The organism is Mesorhizobium sp. M0998 (assembly GCF_040318885.1).
Classification (GTDB): domain Bacteria; phylum Pseudomonadota; class Alphaproteobacteria; order Rhizobiales; family Rhizobiaceae; genus Mesorhizobium.
The window spans coordinates 1-24815 of record NZ_JAMYND010000060.1 but is presented as its reverse complement, the minus strand read 5'-3'; the positions used below and the strand labels follow the sequence as shown (position 1 = coordinate 24815).

At 58.3% G+C, this 24815-nt stretch carries 17 protein-coding genes and 3 pseudogenes; 18 read left to right on the top strand and 2 right to left on the bottom strand.

Annotation, left to right across the window (positions count from 1 at the left end; translation table 11 throughout):
• Positions 1-121: 121 nt before the first annotated feature.
• Positions 122-481 (top strand): annotated as a pseudogene (locus NKH59_RS30870) (IS21 family transposase); the annotation flags it as partial.
• A 199-nt stretch (positions 482-680) separates the two neighbouring features.
• Here the strand turns inward: NKH59_RS30870 and NKH59_RS30865 are convergent.
• Positions 681-1622, bottom strand: a complete 942-nt coding sequence (locus tag NKH59_RS30865) for a LysR family transcriptional regulator (RefSeq protein ID WP_353024030.1) — start codon at positions 1620-1622, stop codon at positions 681-683.
• Between the two features lie 245 nt (positions 1623-1867).
• Here NKH59_RS30865 and NKH59_RS30860 point away from each other — a divergent pair, with 245 nt between their 5' ends.
• The 17 genes and pseudogenes from NKH59_RS30860 (at position 1868) to NKH59_RS30780 (ending at position 24494) form a co-directional block, all read left to right on the top strand.
• Complete coding sequence (locus tag NKH59_RS30860) at positions 1868-3151, top strand: methylaspartate ammonia-lyase (protein ID WP_353024028.1); 1284 nt, start codon at positions 1868-1870, stop codon at positions 3149-3151.
• Positions 3148-4299 carry a CaiB/BaiF CoA transferase family protein gene (locus tag NKH59_RS30855; protein ID WP_353024027.1) on the top strand — a complete coding sequence of 384 codons (1152 nt, stop codon included), beginning with the start codon at positions 3148-3150 and terminating at the stop codon, positions 4297-4299. The genes NKH59_RS30860 and NKH59_RS30855 overlap by 4 nt, the downstream gene beginning before the upstream one ends.
• A gap of 808 nt (positions 4300-5107) precedes the next feature.
• Positions 5108-6544, top strand: a complete 1437-nt coding sequence (locus tag NKH59_RS30850) for an amidase (protein WP_353024025.1) — start codon at positions 5108-5110, stop codon at positions 6542-6544.
• A 1073-nt stretch (positions 6545-7617) separates the two neighbouring features.
• Positions 7618-9288 (top strand): ABC transporter substrate-binding protein, encoded by a 1671-nt coding sequence (locus NKH59_RS30845; RefSeq protein WP_353024024.1) that lies wholly within the window; start codon positions 7618-7620, stop codon positions 9286-9288.
• A 1-nt stretch (position 9289) separates the two neighbouring features.
• On the top strand, positions 9290-10288 hold the full coding sequence (locus NKH59_RS30840; RefSeq protein ID WP_353024022.1) for an ABC transporter permease: 999 nt from the start codon (positions 9290-9292) through the stop codon (positions 10286-10288).
• Positions 10288-11220, top strand: a complete 933-nt coding sequence (locus NKH59_RS30835; RefSeq protein WP_353024020.1) for an ABC transporter permease — start codon at positions 10288-10290, stop codon at positions 11218-11220. Before NKH59_RS30840 ends, NKH59_RS30835 begins: the two co-directional genes overlap by 1 nt.
• Positions 11217-12227: an ABC transporter ATP-binding protein gene (locus NKH59_RS30830; protein ID WP_353024018.1), complete on the top strand. Its 1011-nt coding sequence runs from the start codon at positions 11217-11219 to the stop codon at positions 12225-12227. The genes NKH59_RS30835 and NKH59_RS30830 overlap by 4 nt, the downstream gene beginning before the upstream one ends.
• Positions 12220-13221: an ABC transporter ATP-binding protein gene (locus NKH59_RS30825; protein WP_353024016.1), complete on the top strand. Its 1002-nt coding sequence runs from the start codon at positions 12220-12222 to the stop codon at positions 13219-13221. The genes NKH59_RS30830 and NKH59_RS30825 overlap by 8 nt, the downstream gene beginning before the upstream one ends.
• 666 nt (positions 13222-13887) lie before the next feature.
• Positions 13888-14714: pseudogene (locus NKH59_RS30820) on the top strand (IS110 family RNA-guided transposase); the annotation flags it as partial.
• A gap of 339 nt (positions 14715-15053) precedes the next feature.
• A pseudogene (locus NKH59_RS30815) lies at positions 15054-15293 on the top strand (amidase family protein); the annotation flags it as partial.
• Between the two features lie 652 nt (positions 15294-15945).
• On the top strand, positions 15946-16197 hold the full coding sequence (locus NKH59_RS30810) for a hypothetical protein (RefSeq protein ID WP_353024014.1): 252 nt from the start codon (positions 15946-15948) through the stop codon (positions 16195-16197).
• Between the two features lie 137 nt (positions 16198-16334).
• A complete protein-coding gene (locus NKH59_RS30805) occupies positions 16335-17039 on the top strand; it encodes a hypothetical protein (RefSeq protein ID WP_353024013.1) in 705 nt (234 codons plus the stop codon).
• 450 nt (positions 17040-17489) lie between these two features.
• Positions 17490-18188, top strand: a complete 699-nt coding sequence (locus NKH59_RS30800; protein WP_353024011.1) for an aspartate/glutamate racemase family protein — start codon at positions 17490-17492, stop codon at positions 18186-18188.
• Positions 18189-19084: 896 nt separating this feature from the next.
• Positions 19085-20248 carry a M20 aminoacylase family protein gene (locus tag NKH59_RS30795; protein WP_353024009.1) on the top strand — a complete coding sequence of 388 codons (1164 nt, stop codon included), beginning with the start codon at positions 19085-19087 and terminating at the stop codon, positions 20246-20248.
• A gap of 83 nt (positions 20249-20331) precedes the next feature.
• The gene (locus tag NKH59_RS30790) at positions 20332-21435 is read left to right on the top strand and encodes an ABC transporter substrate-binding protein (RefSeq protein WP_353024008.1); all 1104 of its coding nucleotides are present in this window, start codon (positions 20332-20334) and stop codon (positions 21433-21435) included.
• 259 nt (positions 21436-21694) lie between these two features.
• A complete protein-coding gene (locus NKH59_RS30785) occupies positions 21695-22693 on the top strand; it encodes an ABC transporter ATP-binding protein (RefSeq protein ID WP_353024032.1) in 999 nt (332 codons plus the stop codon).
• 28 nt (positions 22694-22721) lie between these two features.
• A complete protein-coding gene (locus NKH59_RS30780; protein WP_353024006.1) occupies positions 22722-24494 on the top strand; it encodes an ABC transporter permease subunit in 1773 nt (590 codons plus the stop codon).
• Here NKH59_RS30780 and NKH59_RS30775 read toward each other — a convergent pair.
• Positions 24396-24815: hypothetical protein (locus NKH59_RS30775; RefSeq protein WP_353024005.1), on the bottom strand; the 420-nt coding region annotated here is incomplete at its 5' end. The genes NKH59_RS30780 and NKH59_RS30775 overlap by 99 nt on opposite strands.

Sequence of the window (24815 nt, the reverse complement as noted above, 5' to 3'; positions counted from 1 at the left end):
AACATGTCCCTTTTTAATTTACCCTTTTTTCGGGCGGTGGCGGTCGTCCCGGTGCGCGCGCGGGTTCACCGGCGACGCGTGATCGTTGATGCTTCTCCTGATGGTCGGGAGAGGGATTTCGGTGATCAAGATCGGGGAGATGATGATGATACTGGATTTGCATCGGCAGGGCCTGTCCGTGTCGGCGATTCCCAGGGAGAGCGGGATCGACCGCAAGACGGTGCGCAAATACATTGCGCGCGGGCTCGAGGCTCCGGCCTACGGACCGCGCAAGCCGCGTCAGGCGGTGATCGATCCCTTCACAGCCTATCTTCGCGAACGGGTCACGCGAGATCCCGGGCTCACTGGCAGCCGGCTTTTCCGCGAACTGAAGGACCTCGGCTATGGCGGCGGCTACACGGCCGTTACCGACTTCCTGCGCGACGTCCGTTCTGCCGCGGCGGAACGTGGATACGAGGTTCGCTTCGAGACCCCGCCCGGCGTAGGTGGCCGGCTTCAAGCCGGAATCCCGGCCGGAATGAAAATTGGAATGGGTGGCCGGCATCGCTTCGGAATGCATGGCCAGCTTCGTCGAAATTGGCACATATATCTTCTCTACCCCGAGGAAGGGCTGGCTGTGCGCAAGCGGGCCTTCACATTTGAGAAGTCATCCTCGGGAGGTCAGAATAACGAAAGCGAGATTACTTATGAAGGGCTGGCTCGCCTTCAGCAAGAATTGCTGGCCATTTCCCGTCTCGCGTCAGTTTTTTGACGACTTCCGGGACCAGCGCACGTATTGCGGCCACTTCAACTGACCGTTCGTCTCGCGGGTTTACAGCAAGAACAATCGACCTCGTTATGACTGGATCCACAATCCTAACCATACGCAATTGGCCGAGAGAGACTTCACGTTGTATAGCTGACGGCGTTAAAATCGAATAGGCTTTTCCATCCATCACCATGCTGTTGATGGTCGACAGAGAATCTACTTCAAACCGCACATCCAACGTGCCTCCGTGCTGGGCGACGACATCGGCCACCGAGCGTCGAACATTATTGACACGCATGGGAACAGCCAATGGATATGCGTGCAAATCAGACAGTCGAACAGTGTTTTCGAACGGTGGCTGGTTCGGGGGAGCCACGAGGCAAAATTCCTCGCGAGCTAAAAGTGTGGACGTGTCCGGACTTTCGACAGTCTTGTAGAGAATTGCGAGATTGAATCGACCAGAGGTCATCCACTCGTCGATCAATCCGCTCATCCCTTCAATAATCTTGAGCGAAACCTTTGGAAACCGTTCCTGGGCTAGGGAGAGAAGCTCGGCCACCATGACGCGAGCTGCCCCAGAGGGTATCCCGATCACAACTTCGCCGGAGGGCGACTTTACCTTACTCGTCAATTCCTCTTCAGCAAGGTTAACCTGGCGTAAAATACTTCGAGCGTGGCGCATAAGCTTCGTTCCAGCAGCCGTAAGCGTCACTCCCGTTCTGTCGCGAACCAAGAGCTGGGTGCCAAACTCTTCCTCCATTTGTCGGACATGAAGACTTAAGGCACTCTGCGCCACATTCAGTTGCGCTGCTGCTTTAGTGAAGCTACCCGCCTCCACCACGCCGACGAAATATTTCAGCTGTCTTAGGTCCAATTATGCACGCCCCTAGCACGGAACCGCCATGCGCGAGATCCTGAAACCGTTGTTCCCAACGCTTTGATTGAGACGATATCTCGAAACGAGATGGATAGGAAGTAGAAATTATATTGGTGTGCGGACGTCGTCGCTGGCCATACTGCGGCGATGGCTGAGCAACAGCTCAGTGAGTAAAAAGGCTGGCGCGATTTCCGGGCCGTCGCTGGCACTCTGCGTGACACCGATTAAAAGATAAGACGACCATGGAAAATTTCCCGACAGTGAAAGACGTTATCCTCTCTCCCGGGAATGGAAGCTTTTTTTATGACGATCAAGCTGCAATACGGGCGGGCGCTGCCCATGATGGGTTTCGGTATCTTGGGGCGCCCCTGACCCCCGGTTTCAAGGCGATCCGAATGCCATCGCGTTCGCTCGGCATTGGCCTCGTGTTGTCGGACGATGTAATAGTCTGGGGCGACATGATGAGCGTGCAGTATTCAGGCGCCGCCGGTCGCGATCCACTGTTCCAGATTGATGCGCTCGAAGCATTTACCAGGTCTGCCGTCATTCCCAGACTCCTCGCGGTTGATGTTTCCAACTTCCTCACCGCTTGCGATCAAGTCTTGGCATATCATCTAAACAAGCGGCTCCCGCTTGCGGTGGAGTATGGAGTTAGCCAGGCTCTGCTTCGCGCTGCTGCGCATGTTGCCCGGACCACGCTTGCCGAGGTGATATGTTCGGAATTCGCATTGCCATTGCCAGAAAGGCCTGTCCCCATTTTCGCTCAAAGTGGCGATTCGAGAGAAATCAACATCGATAAGATGATCCTCAAGTCTGTCGATGTGCTTCCTCATGGTCTCATTAACTCGCGTGAAAAGTTCGGGCCTTCAGGCGAGAGGTTTCGTGAGTTCGTAAAATGGGTCGCCAGACGCGCCGCCGAGATCGGAGAGCCCGGTTATCGTCCTATCCTGCATTTCGACGTTTACGGCTGGATTGGTCTCGAGATTGGCATGGAGCCGGAAAAGATCGCCGACTTCATCGCGCGACTAGCGGACGACGTCCCCGATTACAGACTTCATATCGAATGCCCAGCAGACTTCGGGTCAACCAAAGCGCAGCTAGATGGATACGCCAAGCTCGTTGCGCTTCTCGACGCGCGCGGCACAAACGCCCGGATCGTGGTCGACGAGCGCTGCAACACGCTTGATGACGTTCGGCTCTTTGCGGAAGCAAAAGCGGCCCATCTAGCTCAGATTAAGATGCCCGACGTTGGTTCAATAGCTGACACGGCCAGGGCCGTACTGATCTGCAAGGAAAATGGAGTCGGTGCATACGTTGGTGGAAGCTGCGCCGAGACGGACTTGTCGGCCAGAGCTGCGGTAAACATTGCAGTGGCTACACAGGCTGACATGATGCTCGCAAAACCTGGCATGGGCGTCGATGAAGGCATCTCCATCGTCGGCAATGAGCAAAGCAGGCTACTCGCCATTCTGGACTACCGGCGTTCGCGGAACTCCATACAGAATGTTGAGGTGGCATCCGCATGAACAAGGCTCTCGAAGGCATTACAGTTGTAGCTGTCGAGCAGGCGGTAGCGGCACCCTATACTTCCTCCCGGCTCGCGGATGCAGGTGCACGTGTCATCAAAGTAGAACGTCCCGAAGGCGATTTCGCGCGAAATTACGACGAGCTCGTTCAGGGCCAGAGTGCGTATTTTGTTTGGTTGAACCGCGGGAAGGAGTCAATCTGCCTCGACCTGACGGTCGACGAAGACCGTGCAGTTCTCGACGCGATGGTCGCTGAGGCCGACGTCTTCATTCAGAACCTGAAACCCGGCAGCATCAAAAAGCTCGGCTTCGGTTCCACAGATCTCCGCAAGCGATTTCCCCGGCTTATAACCTGCGATATTTCCGGGTTCGGCGATGGAGGTGCCCTATCGCATTTGAAAGCGTATGACCTCATCGTGCAGGCGGAGACGGGGCTCTGCGCGATAACCGGGACAACGCACGGGCCGGCGCGCGTCGGCGTCTCTGTATGCGATATTTCAGCTGGGATGACTGCCCTGAACGCCATCCTGCAGGCGCTATTCCAACGTGAGCGCACCGGCCAAGGTACGAGTATCCAAGTATCGCTGTTCGATGCTATTGCTGATTGGATGAATGTTCCCGTCTTACAGTTCGATTATGGCGCCTATCATACTGCACGCGGGGGGGTTAACCACCCATCTCTCGCACCCTACGGCGCCTACCGTTGTGCCGACGGTAAGGATATAATCTTCTCAGTCCAAAACGATCGTGAATGGGTGAATTTTTGCGCGAAGTTCCTGAAACAACCTGACCTTGCCCGTCGTCCAGGCTTCGCCGACAATATGGAGCGTCTCGGCAACAGGACCAGATTGGACGAGATCGTCGTAGATCGATTTGCGCAAATGGCGAGCGAGGAGGCGATGAATGAACTTGAAGCTGCGGGTCTCGCCTATGGCCGTCTCAACGAAATAGAGGATGTATCCCAGCATCCACATCTGCGGCGAGTGCCCGTATCCACGCCGGCAGGAGATATTCAAGTAATCGCACCGGCCGCGATCTTCGATGCGGAAAAGGCTCCGGCATTCCGGCCCGTTCCCGCTCGTGGAGCCCATTCTGAGGCATTGCGCCAGGAGTTTCGGCTTTCTCCCCAGCAGTGGACACGCCGATAGATATCCTATCGCTGTTGCGGTCGGGTGAAGGGTTGAAATGCACCTGAGCACAAAGGGTCAGATCCCGGCCTCAAGGTGCCATGGTGTGGCTATCACCAAGTCGCACATCGGTGAGAACCGTCTTTGGGGAACATTGTCACGATGGCTACAGACATTGCCAAGCAGATCTTCAGGTTCATGAAGTGACGCTGAGCGGCATGAGGTCTGTGCGACGGGACACCACCGGGGTCGCCAACTTGCTCATGGGGCTGGAACCTGAGGCCGGCGCCCTTCGTCAAGCCAAAGGTCAAGTAGCATTGTAGCATTGGACGATTCGATTATTCGATTCGTGCCCCGAGTTCTATCGCCCTGCCTCGGGATATTGATCGGGGCCCGTCAAAGACGAGAATAGCGGTTACGTCTCTTCGCTTCTCCTCAGCTGCTTTGTTTCGCTTGTTGAACAGCTACGGGCGGCTCGAAACGATCTGTGACGCTTGGCACCCCATCGATCCCCTCCCTTCGAAAATAGTCCAGCATTTTGCCTCGCCAGTAATCGAAGAGTTGCAACAGATCCGAATAACGACCTCAAGAATGTACCAGCGGGGCAACTTCGATAGCCATCTGTTTATCAGATGGGTCAAATCTCAAATCAGCATTTGACCGCCAGAGGCGCAGGAACAAATGTGGGCCTCGTCCGAGAGGTTGCGAAATTGCACTGCGCTGCCGCTAGAAAACGACCGCTGTGGAATCGGCTCTGGGTTTTCGTGATCGCTTATGCGTGCCAGCACCTTCTGCCGCCGACACTAGGCAAAGAGAAGGATTGCTGCATATGAAGCTGAGCGAATACGTAGGGTACGATGCCACCGGCTTGGCCTCTCTCGTGAGCGCGGGCGAAGTGACTCCTGTGGAACTGACTCGCTTGGCGCGCGAGGCCCACGACGATGTGAATTCTCGCGTCAACGCCGTCATCGAGTTTTATGAAGATGCTGAGACCGTTGCCGCCGCGGATGTTGGGCTCTTCAATGGCGTGCCATTCCTTCGGAAGGATATTGGTGCCACCGAGGCTGGGCGCCTCCAGGAAAATGGGAGCCGCCTGTTCAAGGGCTATCGTCCCGAGACCGACAGCTATTTTTTTCGTCGAGCGCGGGAAGCCGGGCTCCGCACTGTCGGAAGAACAACGACGCCGGAGCTTGGCTCATCCGGGATGAGTCAATCCATTCTCAATGGCATCACCGGCAACCCATGGGACTTGACACGCTCCGCAGGAGGGTCGTCCGCTGGCTCAGCAGCGGCTGTCGCCTCTGGCATCACTCCGATCGCACATGGCAATGACGGTGGTGGATCAATTCGGGTCCCGGCGTCTTGGTGCGGTCTTGTCGGGCTGAACCCGTCCCGCGGACGCGTTTCGGGCGGCCCTAACAACCAGGACGCATCGTTCGGCATAAGTCGAGAATTTGTTGTTTGTCGGACGGTCCGCGATATGGGGGCAGCGCTGGACGTCTTTTCCGGCCCCCATCCCGGCGATCCGTTCATCATCATCCAGCCGGATCGTCCCTACGTAGAGCAACTTGCGCAACCCACCGGCAAGTTGACTGTCGGGGTCGCAAGGACCAAGTGGGGCGCCGTAGATGTCGATCCGGAAGTCACTCGAGTCCTCGAGACGACAGCTATCCTTCTCGAGGAAATGGGTCACCTGGTGAGGGATATGGAGCCGCCATATCATTACGCCGACTACGCCAGAATATTGCTCGGCCGAGGGATTCTCGGCGCTCCCTCTCTCGAAGAGGCCGCACGGGCTTTGGGCCGTGAGATCAATGTGGACACCCTGGAGCCGATTAATTTCAAAGTTCACGAATTATGCCGGAATGCTCAGCCGTATGATGCGCGCCATTTGTTAGAAGATTTACGGAAGATGCGGTTTCTTGTGGGTGAGTCGATCCAGGCTTTCGACATTCTGCTCACGCCTACGATGCCAATCGTGGCACCGCAGCATGGCGGCATCTACTGCACCACCAATCCGACAATATCCGCCGAGGAATACCTGGAAGCGGATGCTGCTCTCTATCAATATCTTGGCGTGTTCAATGTCACCGGGCATCCTTCGGTATCACTGCCATTGGCACAAAGTGCCGACGGGCTGCCGATCGGAATTCAGATCGTCGGCCGCTTTGGCGACGAGGCTACACTGGTCCGTGTCGCACGCGATTTGGAGGAAGCTGGACCGTGGAGCCATCGGCGACCGAGGATCCAAGCGGCGAGCAGTTGACGATCACCGTCTAAGCTCTGGCTCTAAATAAATGCCAGCAACCTTCCGGAATCGAATGCTTCGGCGACTTCGGGAGGGGATTCTGAAGCGGAGCTTGACCACCACCTTCAGGAGCGGGCGGCGGCGGAGCGCCAATCGCCGCAAGGACCACTCGAGGAAATCGGTTCCGACGGGCACGTCGAATATGATGCTGTCGATGCCGCCAGCGGTCCAGCATCTTCAAGCCGAAGCTGATCGCAGAAACCTCACGGCGGTTACCGATTTCAACGACATCATCTCCAGGCATGCGCGGCGCGAGTGCCCGCCAGATCCGCGGGCGTCTGGAGAAGGCCCTATCGGATCGACCTGTCGCCGGACCAGATCTCGGCCCTCACCGACACCGTCATGGAAGAGGTGCACGATCCAGAGCCGGCCACCGGACGCGGTCTATCCGCTCGTCTTCTTCGACGGGATCTGGCTTAAGATCACGACCAGGGCGTACTGGGAACAGACCATTTTCCATCGCTTCGCATCCGGCCTGACGGCCCAAAGGAGATTCCTGGCATCTGTTCGAGCACAACGACGGCCAAGTTCTGGCTGCGGGTACATCACCGACAGTGCAGGGGCTCAGGCGACCTGAGCGGCATTCCGCAGCGTTGACATCGAGTGAAGCACCTGTTGGCCGACAGGGCCTACCACCGGCTGAAGCTCATGGCCAAAGCCGTCTATCTCGACTTCGGTCGATCATCCGCCATGCGACGACCATGAGGTCTAAGGTCCTGCGCCGCCACTGGGTGGTCGAGCCCATCTTCTGCTGGACGGCGCCTTGGCGACGCCTCGTGCGCCATCACGAACGACTTAAGAGTTTCTGGCTACCGTGCCTCCTCAAGCAATTGCCTCGTTCTCTTTGGAACCGGGAGGCGACCTCCATCTGGATCCTAGATAGTTGCGATATGGATTCTATGTTTGCCAATACGGAGACCACCACGACACTCTACGTCTCAGAAATAAAGGGAACTCCATGTAAGGGGCAATGGCAGTGCGGTCTCATTGAAGTTGGTGCAGCCTAATCAGAGTTCGAATGGGAGGTTAGAATGAATAACTGGTCACTAAACCGTCGTGCCCTGATGAAGACCATGATGCTGGCATCGGCAGCACCCTTGGTGGTGGGCTCAAGGGCGTTTGCCTCTTCGTGCGACGATCACATCGTGCGCCTCGGCGGAGCTATCGCCCCCGACACCTTGAACCCTTTTGCTAGCTGGAACTCGTTTTGGCCATGGGTCTTCACCTACGACTGGCTGGTGGGCCTAGACGCCCGGCGCTACCCCGATCGGAAGGGTTTCGCCAAGGAGTGGTCCGTTGCCGATGACAACGTGACGTGGACCTTCAAGATCTGGCCCAGCATGAAGTGGTCGGACGGCCAGCCTGCCACGGCCAGAGATGCTGCGTTCACGTATAGCTATCTGCGCGGATCCATGGGCACGCCCGACGAGTTGAACGTAGGCTACAACAACACTAGCGGATTTGAACACGTCGAGTCCATTGCGGCTCTCGACGAAGAGACTTTTCAAATTGTGACCAAGGTTCCCACCCGTTGGCCCATCGAAAGCTGGAAGATGGTTGTTCCCGAGCACATCTGGAAGAACATCAGCTATGCCGATGCGCGCAGCACCTTCCGCAACGACCCGTCTCTGGTGGGAACTGGGCCTATGATCGTTTCGGAATTTCAGCAGGGCCAGTTTGTCAGCCTCACACCTAACCCGTATTTCCGCACGGGGCGGCCGGCGACGGCTGGCGCGATCTTCACCTTCTTCAATACGGTCGATTCCATCGCGCAGGCTTTGAAGAGCGGCAGCCTCGACTATGGCATGAGCCTGACGGCTGCCCAATGGGCAGATCTCTCGAAGGATCCGGCCATCCAGGTGGGTGAGACACGAGTCGAGCAGCGAAACTACCTGGCGTTCAACACCGCGTCTGTGGACGGGATAGGCAGCACCAAGGCCCTGCAGGATCCCGCATTTCGAGATGCGATCGGCTACGCCATCGACCAGAAGGCTATCGTCGATCGAGCCTTTCGTGGGCACGCCGACCCCGGCGTCGGACCGATGGTGCCGGTGGCGGCCGATTACTACTCGGACCTGAGCGATATCAGGCGCCACTTCGATCTTGCCGAGGCGGCCCGCCGACTTGATGCTGCAGGCTATCGGGATACGAACGGCGACGGCGTCCGGGAGGACAAGGAAGGAAACAGCTTCCAGCTCGAACTGATCACCGGAACCGGTTCTGGCAATTTGTTGATTCCGGTTGCGGCCGTGCAGCTTATCACTGGCTGGTTGGGGCAAATTGGCATTCCCGTATCGGTGACCGAGCTTGACTCCGGCGCGCTCGATGCCCGCACGGCAGCACCGGGGGATGGCGGCGGAGGTTGGGATCTTGTCGTCACCAATAACTGGACGTCTTCCACGCCTCAAGATCTGCTCGGCTTGGGGAGCAGCAAGCAAATCGGCATCTACAACAGATCGTACTGGACAAATGAGCGATTCGACGAGCTTCTTTCGGAGATCGAAGTGACCATTGACCTTAAGAAGAGCCAGGAGCTGGTCGATCAGGCGTCGCGCCTCCTCTACACCGAAGCACCCTACATCATGGTATGTTACCCCTTCGTGCTCGATGCCCATCGCAAGGATTGCTTCGATGGTTGGGGGACTCAGGACATACTGTCCACGAATGGGTATTTTCCGCTCGATCGCCTGAGGCCGGTTTAAGATGGTTGCTAATGACCAGGGGCGGCGGACGAGTCGACACATCACGCAAATCCTCCTCAGGGCCGTCGTGACGCTTCTGATGGTGGCAATCCTGAACTTTGTCCTGTTCCGAATCGTTCCGGGCGACCCCGCCAGGCTGTTGCTGGTGGGGGCGCGCGCAGCCGTAACCGCGGAGCAGATCGAAGCACAGCGCCAGAACTGGGGTCTCGATCGGCCGCTCTTCCCAGACCAGGCGGTCGACTATTTGTCGGCAACTTTCCACGGCGATTTAGGTTATAGCTTCAAGTTCAGGGGCAGACTTGTCGCTGACCTTATTTGGGAGCGCTTGCCGGCAACTGTTGCTCTGGTTGGACTAGCCCAACTAATCGCCATTTCATGCGGCGTTATGCTTGGCCTTTATGCGGGCTGGCGCAGAGGAGGAGCTGTCGATCGTATCGCCACGGGAGCTTCTCTGGCGCTCTACTCCACGCCGTCTTTCTGGCTTGCTATGATACTGGTGGTGACCTTCAGCACCGCATTGGGGTGGCTTCCGGGCTATGGTATCTATTCACCCGGCGCTAGCATCGGTTCCGCTGATAGGTTCCTCGACTACTTGCGGCATCTCGCGCTTCCGGTCACCGCGGTGGCTCTTGGATTAGTCGGCCAATACGTTGTGGTCGCGCGTGCGGCAATGAGCGACGTAGTCACCGAGGATTACATGGTGACCGCCCGGGCGAAGGGACTCACTAATGGTCAGATGCTGATGCGTCATGCATTCCGTAATTCAATGCTACCGGTCGTAACTCTAATTACCCTTAATCTCGGCTACGTCGTCGCCGGTGCCATCACCGTCGAAGCCGTATTCGCCTGGCCGGGGATCGGCGGCCTGACGGTGGAAGCGCTCAACGCACGGGACTACCCAGTCCTTCAAGGCATATTCCTGTTGCTTGGTGCGTCGATCGTTGTTGCAAACCTCGTCGCCGATCTTGCGTACGGCTTTCTTGATCCGAGAGTCCGGTAATGAATGAAAGTATTGTTCGATATTCCCCGCGTAGCCGGGCGCGTGCAATCAAGGGCTTTCTATCCAAATTTCTTTTCCACGGTGGGGCTCAGCTCGGCCTATTATGTCTGGTGTTCTTCCTTATGCTGGCTGCCGTCCCCAATATTCTGGTGGGACCGCTCCAAACTGCGATCAATGCAACCGGCGATTTCCTCATATCCCCATCAAGCCAGCATCTGCTGGGGACCGATGAGGTCGGGCGGGACGTGCTCAATCTGGTCGTCCATGGTGCCCGGATCTCGCTTACGATTGCGCTGCTGGCAACTGTGATCAGCCTGGTCGTTGGGACTACGATCGGTATGACGGCTGGCTACTATGGTGGCAGGGTTGACGTCTGGCTGATGCGCTTGACGGACTTCTTCTTTGTCATGCCGTCCTTCGTTTTGGCCCTGGTTATCACGCCCGTGGTTCTCGAGGTGATGGGGCGGGGTGGAGACATTTTTGGCTTCCGTCCTTCTTTATTCGTGATCCTTGTCGTCATTGGCATGACAAGCTGGGCGTTCGTCGCCCGTGTCGTTCGCAGCCAGACACTGTCGCTTAAGGAGCGAACATTCATTGATCGTGCGCGCGTTGCGGGTAGTAGCAATTTCAGCATCATGGTACGGCACATCCTGCCCAACCTCGTGCCGCAAATCGCAGCGAATGGGGCTCTGGTCGTCGCAGGCACAATTTATGTCGAGACATCGCTCTCGTTCCTCGGGCTAGGCGATCCGATGCAGCCTTCATGGGGCACTTTGCTTTCGCTCGCCCAGCGCGCCGGCGCTGCCAGTGCGGGTGCCTGGTGGTACCTCGGCGCACCCGGCCTATGCGTACTCACGGTTTCGCTTAGCTTCGTCCTGATTGGCAATGCCCTCGACGACACGTTCAATCCACGGCGGAGGGTTATTCCATGACAAACTCCTCCCAGGACAAGGCTCCGCTTCTGGAAGTCAACGGGCTCTCTGTCGACTATGGGCTCAAGGGCGTTTCATCGCGTGCGATCGACAGTGTAAGCTTCGCGCTTCGAGCCGGAGAGGCCGTTGGCCTCGTCGGGGAATCGGGCAGTGGCAAGACCACGACCGCAATGGCGATCGCGGGTCTGCTGTCACCCAACGCTCGGGTCAGCAGCGGCGAGGTGCGTTATCGCGGTAACCGACTGCCGATCGACGATGATGCGGCGATGCGGCCACATCGCTGGAACGAAACGTCCGTAGTCTTCCAGGGCGCGATGAATGCGCTAAATCCTGTTCACCGCATCATCAAGCAGATCGCCGAGCCGTGTATGCTTAAGCTCGGCATGTCGCGGGCCGAGGCGACCACCCGGGCAAGAGAACTGCTCGACCTCGTTGGCATTCCGGCGGATCGCGGCGCCGCCTATCCCCACGAGTTGTCGGGCGGTATGCGTCAAAGGGTGATGATTGCCATGGCGCTCGCGTGTCGCCCCTCGATCATCATCGGTGACGAGCCGACCACGGCGCTCGACGTCATCACACAGGCTCAGATCCTAAAGCTGCTAGGGGAGTTGCGATCGCAGCTTAGCCTGGCCCTCATTTTGATCACCCACGACCTGTCTGTGGTGGCTGAGTCGTGTGATCGCGTGATGATCATGTATTCCGGCCGAATCGTCGAGGATGGCACTGTCGCCGAGATCTTCGCCCAGCCCAAGCATCCCTACACCCGCCTGCTGATCGAATCGATCCCGGACCCAGCGAGTGGCAAACGGATAATTCGGCCCATTCCCGGTGATCCCCCCAACTTGATGAATCGACCGTTAGGCTGCGGCTTCCACCCGCGTTGCCCGTCGGCCATTGGGTGTTGCGCGACCGAAGTCCCTAGCCTCGATAAGTTCGGGCGGGGACGCGTCGCCTGTCACCTTCACCGGTCCTTGACGCAAGAAGACAAGGTCGCAGCTCATGCCTGACACTGCCGATATCCTGCGTTTAGAGAACCTGCAGGTCCATTTCCCGGTCCGTGGGGGACTGTTTGATCGTGTCCTGGGCCGACCTGCCGGCCCGGTGCGCGCGGTAGACGGGATCGACCTCACAGTCGGACGCGGCGAGATCGTCGCCCTCGTCGGGGAATCGGGAAGCGGCAAGACAACGGTAGGTCGCGTCATCACCAAGCTTGCCCAGCCCACAGGCGGCAGGTTGCTGTTCGAAGGCCGCGACATGACGTCGGTACAAGGCTTCTCGGCTTTGCGTCCTTACCGGCATCGCGTGCAAATGATCTTTCAGGATGCCTATCAGGCGCTCAACCCGCGACATACCGTCTTCGAAATCGTGGCGGAGCCGTTGCGGTCACTGCAGCTGGTCGATAATGGCAAACAGCTCGCATTGCGGGTGAGCGAAGCGCTTGCGTCCTCCGGGCTCAATCCTCCCGGCGATTTCTTCGCCCGGTTTCCACACGAGCTGTCTGGCGGGCAGCGCCAGCGGGTCGTGATTGCCGGAGCGCTTGCCGTCAAGCCGGAACTCATCGTGGCTGACGAACCGGTGTCGATGCTCGATGTCTCGATACGCGCACAGATTCTCCAGGTCCTGTTGGACCTGCGCGACAAGCACAGTCTGGCGCTAATGTTCATCACCCATGACCTGCCGCTCGCTTGGTTGATTGCCGACCGGATTGCGGTCATGTACCTCGGCCGGGTGGTCGAGATCGGCACCGCCGACGAGATCACGTTCAACCCGCGCCATCCGTATACCGTAGCGCTGCGCAACGCCACACCGCACATTCGCGGCGAGGCAGATCGCGCCGAGCTGCCGTCCCTGCAAGGCGAGGTACCAAGCGCCGCGCGCGTGCCGAAGGGCTGCCGTTTCCATCCGCGCTGCCCACTGGCTTTCGACCGCTGCAAGGAAGAGCAGCCGCCCGCCATCGAAGTCGGGCCGCAGCACTTGTCGGCGTGCTGGCTGGAGAAGTGAAGGCCGCTCCGTGCTGCACAATCTCCGAGCGGCCTCGATAGCGGCCGGACTGCGATCGAGTGAGTTCGGCCGGCGCGGCAGCTCTAAGCACAGAATTTGTCTGCCGCCATGCGCTGATTCAACTTCGGCTAGCCCCGATGGTGCGCGTAAGTTTTGTTGCAAGCCGAATCCGAACTCAACGCGGGTTTGGCGACCTGCGGGTCATGTTGTGCTGAGTAGACTGCGTTCACCTGTTGGCGAGCAAGTCCAATAAGCAGATGCGTCGCCTCCGGCGGCAAGCTAAAAGCGAATTGCCGCTTATCTTTCTAGAGCGCTATTGAAGACGCTACCAAAATGACGACCAATATCACAGGGATCAGTGCGGAGACGCCCACTCTAGGTATCTTATGTTTGGAATGAGCCCGCTTCAGAGGAGCCTATCCCGCGTGACCTCGGCCACCCCGACAACTACCAATGGCCTGTCATCTCTCAGAACGTGCCTGGAGCGTCAGTCGAAGCGATTTTGGCAGCAGATCCCCGACTTGCTCAGCCTTTTGTCGAAACAGTACGATCTCTGAAAAGTAAGACCGTATGGCCGCCTCTGCCGGTGAGGTGGCTCGCCCTACACTGCGCGTCCGAGGGTTGCTCGGGCGGTCCGAGCCGATCCTCATCACAGGAGGACGAGCCGTGGCAGATTATAGGAAAGCATTTGTCGGAATTGATTTCGCGAAGCTGAGGAACGCCATCGCGATTGCGGATGCTGGCCGGGAGGGAGTAGGTTCGCTTCTTCGGCGAGGTCGACGCATCGGATACGAGCATGCGCCGAGTTATCCAGCGGATCGCCACCAAGTTCGATGGGTGTATTTCTGTTACGAGGCCGGCCCGACCGGCTATGGTCTCTATCGGCTGATCCGTTCGCTCGGCCATGAATCATGGTAGTCGCCACGTCGCTGATCCCGAGGACGCCCGGCGATCGGTGAAGACGAACCGCCGGGATGCTCTTGCATTGGCTCGACTGCTGCGCGCCGGCGAACTGACGGCAGTGTGGATCCCAGATGAAGGTCACGAAGCCCTGCGGGATCTCGTCCGCGCCGGGCGGCCGCAGTCGAGACGCTTCGCGTCCACCGGCAGCATGTGAGCGCCTTCATGCTCAAGCACGGACGGATCTATCCTCGCAGGAAAGGCTGGTCGATGCGCTATCTGCGTTGGCTGCAGGAAAAACCGTTCGATCATCCGGCGCATCAGATCGCGCTTCAGAAAATGGTTGAAGCAGTCCGCGTCTCGAAAGAGCGGGTCGAGCGACTTGAGGTGTGATCGAGGAGTTCGTTCCGACCTGGTCACTGGCGCCGATCGTGCGGGCGCTGCAGACCCTGAGGGGCGTAGACCTGATCGTTGCCGTGACATTCGCCACCGAGGTTGGTGACGTACAGCCGTTCGAGAGCACGCGCCAGCTCATGGGTTATCTTGGCCTCGTTCCCGGCGAACGATCGACCGGCCACAAAGCGTCTGACGGGCATTCCCCTGGCGTGGTCCCGCCTCCGCCCATGAGCGAATGATGTATGTCGCTGCGGCGACCAGATCAGGTTGCTTGCGTCTCCCGGGCACGGCCCACATGAAGCCGACCAGTTCGCGGGCGATCGCAGTGCAGACCACCCTTGTCCTCTTGCCCCGTCCACCCCCTTTACGGCCGTCGGAGCCAGTGGAAGACCTCAATAAGGCTGGGAAGCTGGGTAGATCTTCCTCGTATTGACCTCACCGTGGTAGACGGCAATGAAGGGGTGGCCGCGGAGGATTGATACCGAACTGTAGGGCTTCGTCACCATGGCTCAGCACCAGCGCGCCACAAAGTCGATGAGCATCTTCGGTGCTTTCGTTGGACGCACTTCACCTATCCCTTCAACCTGACACAGCAGCCTGCAGCGTCCCTGCCCTCCGGACTGGATGATCAAGGGCTGCCCGTTGGGCTCCAACTGGTCGGTGCGCGTTATACCGATACGACCGTTCTTGCGGTGGCATATGCGATCGAAAGCCGCCTGGGCCATCTTTCTTTGGCGAGGAACAGCTCCACCGCTGCCGTCGCTCCAGAAAGATGAGCCCACCCCCTGCACTCGATCCGGAGCTTATGTCAGATTGGTGCCTCCGGCGTGCTGAAGCGATGGAAAGAGTAAGCCGCGACATCCGGCAGTGATCAAGACGCCCGCGAGACAAAGCGCGTCGAGGCCTGGTCTGTTGAACCTGTCGCTCTCGAACGCAAAGTACCATAATGTATATCAAGCTGATTGCCAGGTCGTGCCCCGCTGAGTAGATGCTCTGGGGCGAGCGGCGAGGGTGTGGCATCTTTCGGCGCTGTTTGAACCAAGTGTTCAGAAGGAGGCGCTCCATGTCGCAGTCTTTTGACGGAAACGGGTCCCTACCGCTCTCGAACAGGATAACACAATCTCCGCCCTCATCGAAATGAGCAAGGCGAAGTGGCTGATTGCCGCGGTTGTTGCTGCGGCGCTGCCGCGACCAAGCCGGCTAGGCCGGGCATGCGATCAAGCGGATCGCCGTCGCCTACGAGGCGGCCGGTGATGGCTTCTGGCGGGCGCGCTGGCTGCGGGCGCGCGACGTCGAGGCCTATGCCATCGACCCTGCCGCGTTGCGGCGTCGCGTGAGCACCGGCGTGCCAAGACCGATCGGCTCGACCCGGAGCTTTTGATGCGCGCCTTTCTCGGCTAGCTGCGTGGTGAGAAGGGCCATTGCAGTATGGCGGCGATCCCGACGCTCGAAGAAGAGGACGCGCGGCGGCCGAACCGCGAGCGACAGACCTTGGTCGGTGAGCAGACGCGGCTCATCAACCGCATTAAGGCTATTCTCGCCCGCTTCGGCATTCGCAGCTTCCGCTTGAGCCTGCGCAATGCGGCCGACAGGCTCATGGCCATCCGCGTAGCGGAGGGAACTGTTCTTTTTTTAGACTGCGTGCAAGCAAGTAGTTCTTGTATGTCAAGTGTGAGGTAATCCCTGGCGGTCGCACCGCATTAAGTGCGAGAATGCGGCGGCCCGTCACGATGAGATCGGTAATTTCTCTGGGGTCGAATACGGGTTGTTAGGCGTTCCGGCCCACGCCGGATCCAACTGTCTTTGGAACGGTGGAGGTGCGCAATGCCCGCTGGATGCTGTGCCGGGATTGCAATCCGGTCATAGTCATTGGTTTCACACCGCTGAAGGAGATCTGCCTGAATCGGGCAACGCCCGAACTGATGGAGCTGACGGCGCGGCTAGGAAAATGCTGGCCGTATCGGCAAGCAGCAAGGGTCCTCGCCGAATTCCTGCCGGTTGAGTCTACCGAGACGCATCCGACCGGGCGCAAGCGCACCATAGGCGCCTTTTCGAAGCGCTTCCCCCCATCGACAAGGACATTAAGAGCCGTGAAGTGGCGTCTGTGGCACGGTCCCGTCGATCGCGCGATCCGCGACTTGGAACGGTTTTTGGCGACACTGAAGGATTGGCAGGGAGAAAGCCCGTTTCCGATGGTACGGCTCCATAGCCTCGGCTCGCAGCTCCTGACCCATGTTCATTCAAATCGCGGAGCGATCGTCAACTATGGCAAGCGCTACCGGGCCGGCCTTCGCCTCGCCTCGACCCTAGCCGAATCAGCCGTGAACTCGCTCGTCGACAAGCGGATGGTCAAGAAGCAGCAGATGCGCTGGTCCTTCCAACGTGCTCACATACTGATGCAGGTCCGGACGGCAGATCTGAGCGGCGAGCTTCGCGATCGACTGCGGGCACAATTCCGACAGCCAGAGCCGAAAGTGCCATCACTTTTCAAGCGCAAACCACCCCTTCTGCGCGCCGCGTAACCCCAGAGAAGTTACTGGTCTCCTCGTCATCGGCAAAGGTCATGCTCCAAGGATTTGGATAGGGCACGAATCCCGTTGAACCCCATCGGCTTACAAGCTTTCCAACCATCTCCTTGTCAGATGGCAATGATATAAAATCTTCATTTGACACAAGTGGTCACTCGGCTGACATTTGGCCAACCAAACGGATACGAACCGGCGAATCTTGGCACGCTTGGGGCTGCCGGCGCGGTTTGACGCCCCTACAATGAGGTGACTAGCTATGGCCACGACCTTCTCGCCGATCCCTCTAACCGGGCCGGCATTCCCGCTATCAGAATATAAGCGCAGGCAGCAGAGGGTGCTTCAAGCGATGGAGAGCGCTCGACCGCAATTTGTTGGGGTCTTCTCTATCAGAGCATCGATCGCGGGATTAGGCCATCCAGACCTGGCAATGGGGACACTCGAGCAATGACGGCGCTTCTCTCTCGATCTCTCGGGGTTCTCAAGCTTGACCAGGGGCGGGATACTGAGGAGACCTATGCCTTTGGCTCAGTCCAAGGTGCGGGCTCTGCTGATTCTGCGGTCATTACCGAAACCGTAGAGGGAGCGTGGGCGGAGAGAGTCGTTCGCGGTGACCCGGCACTTGAGCAAGCCTATGTTGCAGCAGCGAAGCGGCTGGTCGAGAGAGGAGCCGTCGCGATAAGCTCGAACTGTGGCTTTACGATAAGGCATCAAACGGCTGTCTCCTCGTCGGTACATGTCCCTGTGGCGATGTCGAGCCTTCTTCTGTTGCCGACGCTGATCCGTCAGTCTCCGCCCTCAACGAAAATTGCAGTGCTGACATATGACTCCACTTGTTTCGACGAGGATCTGCTCGGCCTACAGGATCCGGCCGAAAAGGCGAGAATTGTAGTTGGCGGCATTGAGGGAAGCAAATATTGGCACGATGAGAGGAAACATCCGGCGCCCCCGACTGATGTCGCTGCGATGGAGGCGGACGTTAGCGCTTGCATTGTGCGACTAAGAGCAGCGCACCCCGATATAGGGATTATTTTGTTCGAGTGCGCTGGCTTTCCGCTGGTCGCGCCGGCGATCCGTCGTATCACGCAGTTGCCAGTCTACGATATCACTGTGCTCCGCAGAATGTTGATGGCGTCACTCTCCTAAACACGAATTTGTTCGACATCGAGGGGCGGGCCAGATTGACTATCACCCTTGCCCATGGTGCGAACGGAAAGGCTACGGACGAAATCTGTTTTTCAGTCCTGTGGTTGGGTCGTGGCCGGTACTCGCGCCTGTAGTCCAGTGTCAGCGCATACCGTAGCTGCCCGACTGACCTCGGCGACCATGCTGACGCGTGGCTGTTCATCTCGGACATGTCGGTAGAACCCGAGCTGAGCCGCGAGCCGTCTTGAGGAGTGGATGTGAATCTATCGTTCGTCCCTATGGACGGGCACAAGGACATTGCCTATTTTCTCTGGGTGAGCCACTGCAACAAGCAAGGCCAAGGACTGCTCGAAGACCGCCGCGCGCCCGATCTGCTGCCGTCCCAGCTAAGCCCAAGGTCCGCTACGATTCGAGCTGCAGCGCCAAGTGCGGGCACCAACGCTATAATGTCCCGCCGTCGCCAATGTGTTCTGTAAGAGACATCCAAAAGCAATCATAACAGACAGATAGACACCGACCGGGGATCATGTCCTGCGGGTTCTCGTCGGATGTACTTTTCCGGGCATTGTTTTGTCTTAACAATCTCTGTCCGGCACATCTCGTGGCATTTCGCGCGAACAAAGGTGTCGTGCTTTCGCGCCATCTTGAAATCTCAATTCGTGATCCTGCAGGCGGATGATCTGTCATCAGAGTTGGCGCCAGATTCCTATGCAGGTGTTAAGGATTAGAAGGGGTGCTGGTGTGAAGAGTGGTGGCGGCACTTTTGGCTATGGACCATCTCGTTCGGAGATGGCCAGGATACAAAAACGGGATTTGACGTAGGCTACCCAGCACCTAATCATAAATGACCGATGCCGTCGCAATTGTGTCCCAAAAGAGAAGTTGGGAGCGTGTACATGAACAGTGTTGATACTTTCCGAAACCTCCAAAGCGAAGCGACCGAGTGGCGCCGCTACTTGCACCAGATTCCCGAGCTCGACTATCGGTTGGAGAACACTGCGCGGTTCGTCGCCGAGAAGCTTGGTTCATTCGGGATCAATCACATCGAAACAGGCATCGCCGAAACTGGCATAGTCGCCCTCATCCACGGCGAAGGCGGCGACGGCCCGACTATCGGGCTGAGGGCGGACATGGACGCTCTGCCGATACTGGAAGCGTCCGGCAAGCCTTGGGCCTCCAGGACACCTGGCAAGATGCACGCCTGTGGCCATGACGGCCACACGGCTATGCTGCTCGGGGCCGCAAAATATCTTGCCGGCACGCGGAACTTCAAAGGGTCGGTGGCGCTGATCTTTCAGCCCGCGGAAGAAGGAGCCCTTGGCGGCCTGAAGATGGTGCAGGAAGGGATCATGGATCGCTTCGGCATCTCGCAGGTTTTCGGCATGCATAATGATCCAGACATGGCGATCGGTAAATTAGCCATTTGCCATGGCGCGATGCTGGCCGCCCTCGACGATTTCGACCTCATCGTCAAGGGCAGGTGCGGCCATGCGGCCACCCCGCATCAGAACGTCGATCCCATTGTCATTGCTGCACAGATCATCATCGGCCTGCAAACACTGGTTTCGCGTAAGACCGACCCACTGGACTCGCTGGTTATCTCTGTCACCAAGCTGATTGCTGGCCAAGCTTATAATATCATCCCCGAACATGCCGAGATAGCTGGGACCGTCAGGACTCTCGTGCCTGGCCTGCGGGATTGCGCCGAGCGGAATATCCTCGCATGTGCTCAAGGTATTGCGCGCGCATTTGGCGGCGATGTCGAGTTCACATATCGTCGCCACGATCCTGTCACCTTCAACCACCCAGACCAGACCGATCTGGCGATAAGGGCTGCGTCCAATCTTGTGGGCGCGGCTTCCGTTGACGGCAAGCTCAAGCCTTCCATGGGCTCCGAGGATTTCGCCTATATGCTCGAGGCGCGGCCAGGTTCGTACATCGGCCTTGGGAATGGCCCGAGCGCTTCGCTGCACAACCCGGCCTATGATTTCGACGACGAAGCCCTGCCTTATGGCATCGGCTACTGGGTGAACCTGGTAGAGACAGCCCTGGCCATCTGACGGTGTCGTCGCGTGACTACGCAACGTGAAGAAAATCCGCACCCTAATGGTCTGCGGGAGAACAAGAAAGAGGGAGAACGACAATGAAATTTCTAATTAATCGCAGGGGTTTCTTGCAGACTACGTCGACCGCTCTAGCGGTGGGGGCGCTGCCTTCCTTTGCCAAAAAGGCTTCGGCGCAATCGAAGGAGTTGCGAATCCTGGTCTACGGTGGTGACGCGGGGAAAGCGAGCATCGAAGCTTTTACAAAGCCATTCGAAGCCGAGACCGGAATTAAGGTGACCGCGATCACTCAGGATTTCCTGCCGGCGCAGCTTGAGCTGATGGTGAAGTCGAACAACGTGACGGTCGACGTGACTCCTCTGTCCCAGGGCGCGGCGATTGCAGCAGCAGCAAAAGGGCTCCTGGAGGATATCGATTACTCCATCTACAAAAAGCAAGAGCTGGACGGCATCGTCGACTTCGCCCGGCAGCCCTTTGGTGTCGGCAGCCTTGTCTACGGCTATGTCATGGTGTGGAACACAAAGAAGTTCCCGGCTGACAAACCACGACCAACCAACTGGGCGGAGTTCTGGGACGTCAAGAAGTTTCCTGGCGCTCGCCTCCTCGTGTCAGGTCAATGGGGAGACGAAGGCCCTTGGGAGGAAGCCTTGTTTGCTGATGGCGTCGCCGCCAATAGTATCTATCCGATGAATATCGACCGGGTTTTGGCTAGCTTGGACAAGGTAAAGCCGAGTATCCGCAAATGGTGGTCGAATGGGTCCGAGATTCAGCAGTTGATGCGCAGTGGAATTGGCGACGTTATGATGTCGTATGACGGCCGGGCGCAATTGTTGATCGACAAGGGCGAACCGATAGAGATCAATCGAAATCAGGCCAAGATCACCTGGGATTATTGGGTGATCCCAAAGGGCAGCCCGAACACGGAAAGCGCTCAAAAGTTCATCGAATTTGCGACGCGCGCGGACCGCCAGGCGGCCTACGCCCAGCTCACCAACTATGGCCCAACGAACCTAAACGCTTTCAAAGTGATTCCGGACGAGTTGGCTCGAAAACTCGCCAGTCATCCTGACTATTTGAAGATTAGCCTTGCAATAAATGGCAAATGGTACGGTGAAGTCGGATCGGATGGAAAGACGAATGGGGCGCGACTCAGCGAGCGCTGGGGCGATTGGGTTCTCCGTTGAGTTCAGACCAGTAAATTTAATTTGAGAGGCGACGACGATTCAGAGGGTCGGCTTGCCGACCCTCTGTTACTTTGATGGAGTAACTATGTCCGACACCTGCGTTTACGAGGAGCAGGATTTTCCTGCTGAAGATCCGGTCAACGACGCACACGGCCGCAGCGGCCACCGCCCTTCAGCAACGTCCGTCCCACCTGTCGAGGATGACACATTGGAGCAAAGCTCAATTCCCACGCAGATTGAATTTCGGGACGTTACGAAAATGTATGGCGCGGTCGTAGCGGTCAAAGACTTATCGCTGAGCGTTCGTCGCGGCGAGTTCCTGACCATTCTCGGTCCGAGCGGCTCGGGCAAGACCACTGCGCTGATGCTGCTCGCCGGGTTCGAAGCGCCAAGCAAGGGGGACATCCTTATTTCTGGGAAGTCGGTGGCCGCAGTGCCATCCTATCGGCGCGACCAAGGCATTGTCTTCCAGAGCTATGCGCTGTTTCCGCATCTCACTGTGCGCCGGAACCTGGAATTTCCACTCGAAATGCGTGGCATCAAGGTGGGCGAGAGGGAAAAGCGGGTCGATCGCATCCTTGATCGCGTGCACTTGAGGGAATTGGGCGGCCGCATGCCGTCGCAACTGAGCGGCGGCCAACAGCAGCGGGTGGCGCTTGCCCGCGCATTGATCGCCGATCCGCCGATCCTCCTGCTCGACGAGCCGCTCGGAGCGCTCGACCGCAATCTTCGCGAGCAGATGCAGGGCGAGATCAAGAGTCTGCACAAGGAGTTCCGCAAGACCACCATATGCGTCACGCACGATCAGGAAGAGGCGCTCACCCTGTCAGATCGTATTATCGTCATGCGTGCTGGACGGATCGAGCAGACCGATACGCCTGAAGCCCTTTACGACCAACCGGCGACACGCTTCGTGGCAAATTTTCTTGGCGAAGCCAACATCCTCGAAAATCTCAATTGTGAGGTGGAATCCGATGCGGCGCAGCCATCGGGCACCGTGGCCATGATCCGTCCGGAGCGGATGTGTATCGCGGCGCAGGCGGCCCCGAAGCGCGCAGATGCCGACCGCCGCCAGTCCGTGATCGGCACGGTGGACGACATGGTCTATGCCGGGCCGCTGCGAAGATACAATGTGCGGATGGGCGAGAGCCTGCTCATCGTGCGCCAGCATGTCGTCTCGGGGGAGCAGATTTTCCGACCCGGCGACGAGGTGCGGCTCGATTGGCTGCGCTCCGACATCCGCTTCGTCGCGGCGTAACGCGCCGAGAGGGATAAGGCGAATGCAAATGCTTAAGAAACTGGGCCGAATGCCCATCGTGCTCACTCTTCCGGGCCTAGCGATCCTGCTCGTCATTTTCGGCATACCGGCCGTGCAGATGTTCCTGAGCAGCCTCAAGGCACCGGCCTTCTCTCTCGCCAACTACCAGGCATTTTTAGGCCAGTCGGCGAATGTTCGCGTGCTCTTCCAGACGGTCGAAATAAGCGCCGTTGCGACTATCATCTGCCTCGTTCTCGGTTACCCCACGGCTTATCTGATCGTGGCCGCATCGAAGCGGATGCGCATGGCGCTCCTCGTGCTCGTCATTATCCCTTACCTAACCAGCTTTCTCGCGCGCACCTATGCTTGGATCGTGATCCTCGGCGACAATGGCCTGATCAACAATGGGCTGCTTCACTTCGGCCTCATCTCTAGCCCCCTGGAACTTATCTTTAACCGCATGGCCGTCTATATCGGCATGGTTCATATCATGCTGCCGATGATGATCTTGCCTCTTGTCAGCGTCATGATCGGCATCGATAAGTCGCTGAGCTCGGCGGCGCGCAGCATGGGTGCGCGGCCGTTCACCGCTTTCTGGCGGGTTTTCTTCCCCCTCAGCCTGCCGGGCGTGCGCAGTGGCTCACTACTAGTCTTTGTGATCTGTCTCGGCTTCTACATCACGCCGGCCGCACTTGGCGGGTTGGGGGATGCCATGCTGTCGACCTTTATCGCGGCTCAGGTTCAGACGTCCTTCGACGTGGCCAGCATCGCGACCTCGTCTTTCCTTCTCCTGGCGATCGCCGTTGTCGTGCTGTCGATCGTAGGGCTCGACCTTTCCGGTAGTCAGAGCCGCGCGGGGCGGCAGCCGCGGAAGCCCCGGCTGTCTCGGCTGCCCTCATTCGCCTCGCTGAAAGGCCACCTCAGCGAACTTTCCATACCCTATCGGGCGAAGCGCTGGACGGCCCATCTTTACGAGGCGAGGGGCAGCAGCCGCTGGTCGGAGATCGCCGGCCCGGCGTTCGCGGTGCTCGTCTTGGCTTTCCTCCTGTTTCCCGAAGTTGTCGTCATCATCATGTCGTTCAGCTCCGGGGCCTTTTTGGAATTTCCACCCTCGAGCCTTTCGCTGCAGTGGTACCGTTCCTTTGTCGGCGATCCGGCTTGGTACGGCGCCGCCCGGACCAGCATTCAGATTGGCATCGCGGTTGCCATTTTGTCGACTATACTTGGCACACTAGCCGCCTACGGTCTCAGCCGCGCCGGTCCGCAGTTACGCCGCATCCTGACCATGGTAATCCTGACACCGATCACCATTCCGGTCATCGTCGTGGGAGTGGCGACCTATCTCGGGCTGATCAATATTGGTCTGATCGGTTGCCTGACCGGCATGATCCTGGCGCACAGCATTGGCGCAATGGGCTATGTCGTCGTGATCGTGTCGGCGACGCTGGCGAATTTCGACCGACGGCTCGCGCAGGCCGCCCAGAGCATGCGGGCCGGACCGCTGCAGACCTTCAGGAGGATCACCCTTCCGTTGATCCGGCCAGGCATCATCGGCGGCGCCGTGTTCGCCTTCCTCCACTCCTTTGACGAGGTCGTCATCACGTCATTGGTCAGCGGATTCTCAATTTACACGCTGCCGCTGAAAATGTGGGAGAACATACGCAACGAGGCCGACCCGACGGTCGCCGCGGTGGCATCGCTGCTAACGCTTCTGCCGGTCATATGGCTGATCGCCCTCTACCTCACTTGGTGGCGGTCGAGGTCTCAAGCCCATCCGGCGATTTCGGAAGCCGCGGCTTGAACGGCCGATTGGAGGTTTCTCGTCGTAGCAACAGCAACCGACTTCATCAGGAGAACTGCCGCGGCTGAGATTGGATTCGTCAAAAAGATCCGGTGTTTCGACCACATGGCCGACGCGATAGCAGCGCATCTGTACCTTCACCGGCATACTGAGCTTGGTGAGTTCAACATTTGGATTTCGGTGCCGCACAGCTGATGGTGCACCCAGGGTCTCGGCTAAGGCCTGTTGAGATTCAGGATTGAACGAAGCCGCTGACGCGGCATTTGGTGCACCGGTTTGCGGATGACGCTTCTGTTTTGAAGGATTGCTGCTGTTGAAGCG

What these genes read in the sequence shown, in the direction of transcription:
- NKH59_RS30790 (WP_353024008.1), top strand. Translation starts at nt 20,332, where the DNA reads ATGAAATTTCTAATTAATCGCAGGGGTTTCTTGCAGACTACGTCGACC.
- NKH59_RS30860 (WP_353024028.1), top strand. Translation starts at nt 1,868, where the DNA reads ATGGAAAATTTCCCGACAGTGAAAGACGTTATCCTCTCTCCCGGGAAT.
- NKH59_RS30810 (WP_353024014.1), top strand. Translation starts at nt 15,946, where the DNA reads ATGGCGGCGATCCCGACGCTCGAAGAAGAGGACGCGCGGCGGCCGAAC.
- NKH59_RS30850 (WP_353024025.1), top strand. Translation starts at nt 5,108, where the DNA reads ATGAAGCTGAGCGAATACGTAGGGTACGATGCCACCGGCTTGGCCTCT.
- NKH59_RS30825 (WP_353024016.1), top strand. Translation starts at nt 12,220, where the DNA reads ATGCCTGACACTGCCGATATCCTGCGTTTAGAGAACCTGCAGGTCCAT.
- NKH59_RS30845 (WP_353024024.1), top strand. Translation starts at nt 7,618, where the DNA reads ATGAATAACTGGTCACTAAACCGTCGTGCCCTGATGAAGACCATGATG.
- NKH59_RS30780 (WP_353024006.1), top strand. Translation starts at nt 22,722, where the DNA reads ATGCTTAAGAAACTGGGCCGAATGCCCATCGTGCTCACTCTTCCGGGC.
- NKH59_RS30835 (WP_353024020.1), top strand. Translation starts at nt 10,288, where the DNA reads ATGAATGAAAGTATTGTTCGATATTCCCCGCGTAGCCGGGCGCGTGCA.
- NKH59_RS30855 (WP_353024027.1), top strand. Translation starts at nt 3,148, where the DNA reads ATGAACAAGGCTCTCGAAGGCATTACAGTTGTAGCTGTCGAGCAGGCG.
- NKH59_RS30785 (WP_353024032.1), top strand. Translation starts at nt 21,695, where the DNA reads ATGTATGGCGCGGTCGTAGCGGTCAAAGACTTATCGCTGAGCGTTCGT.
- NKH59_RS30840 (WP_353024022.1), top strand. Translation starts at nt 9,290, where the DNA reads ATGGTTGCTAATGACCAGGGGCGGCGGACGAGTCGACACATCACGCAA.
- NKH59_RS30830 (WP_353024018.1), top strand. Translation starts at nt 11,217, where the DNA reads ATGACAAACTCCTCCCAGGACAAGGCTCCGCTTCTGGAAGTCAACGGG.
- NKH59_RS30795 (WP_353024009.1), top strand. Translation starts at nt 19,085, where the DNA reads ATGAACAGTGTTGATACTTTCCGAAACCTCCAAAGCGAAGCGACCGAG.
- NKH59_RS30800 (WP_353024011.1), top strand. Translation starts at nt 17,490, where the DNA reads ATGACGGCGCTTCTCTCTCGATCTCTCGGGGTTCTCAAGCTTGACCAG.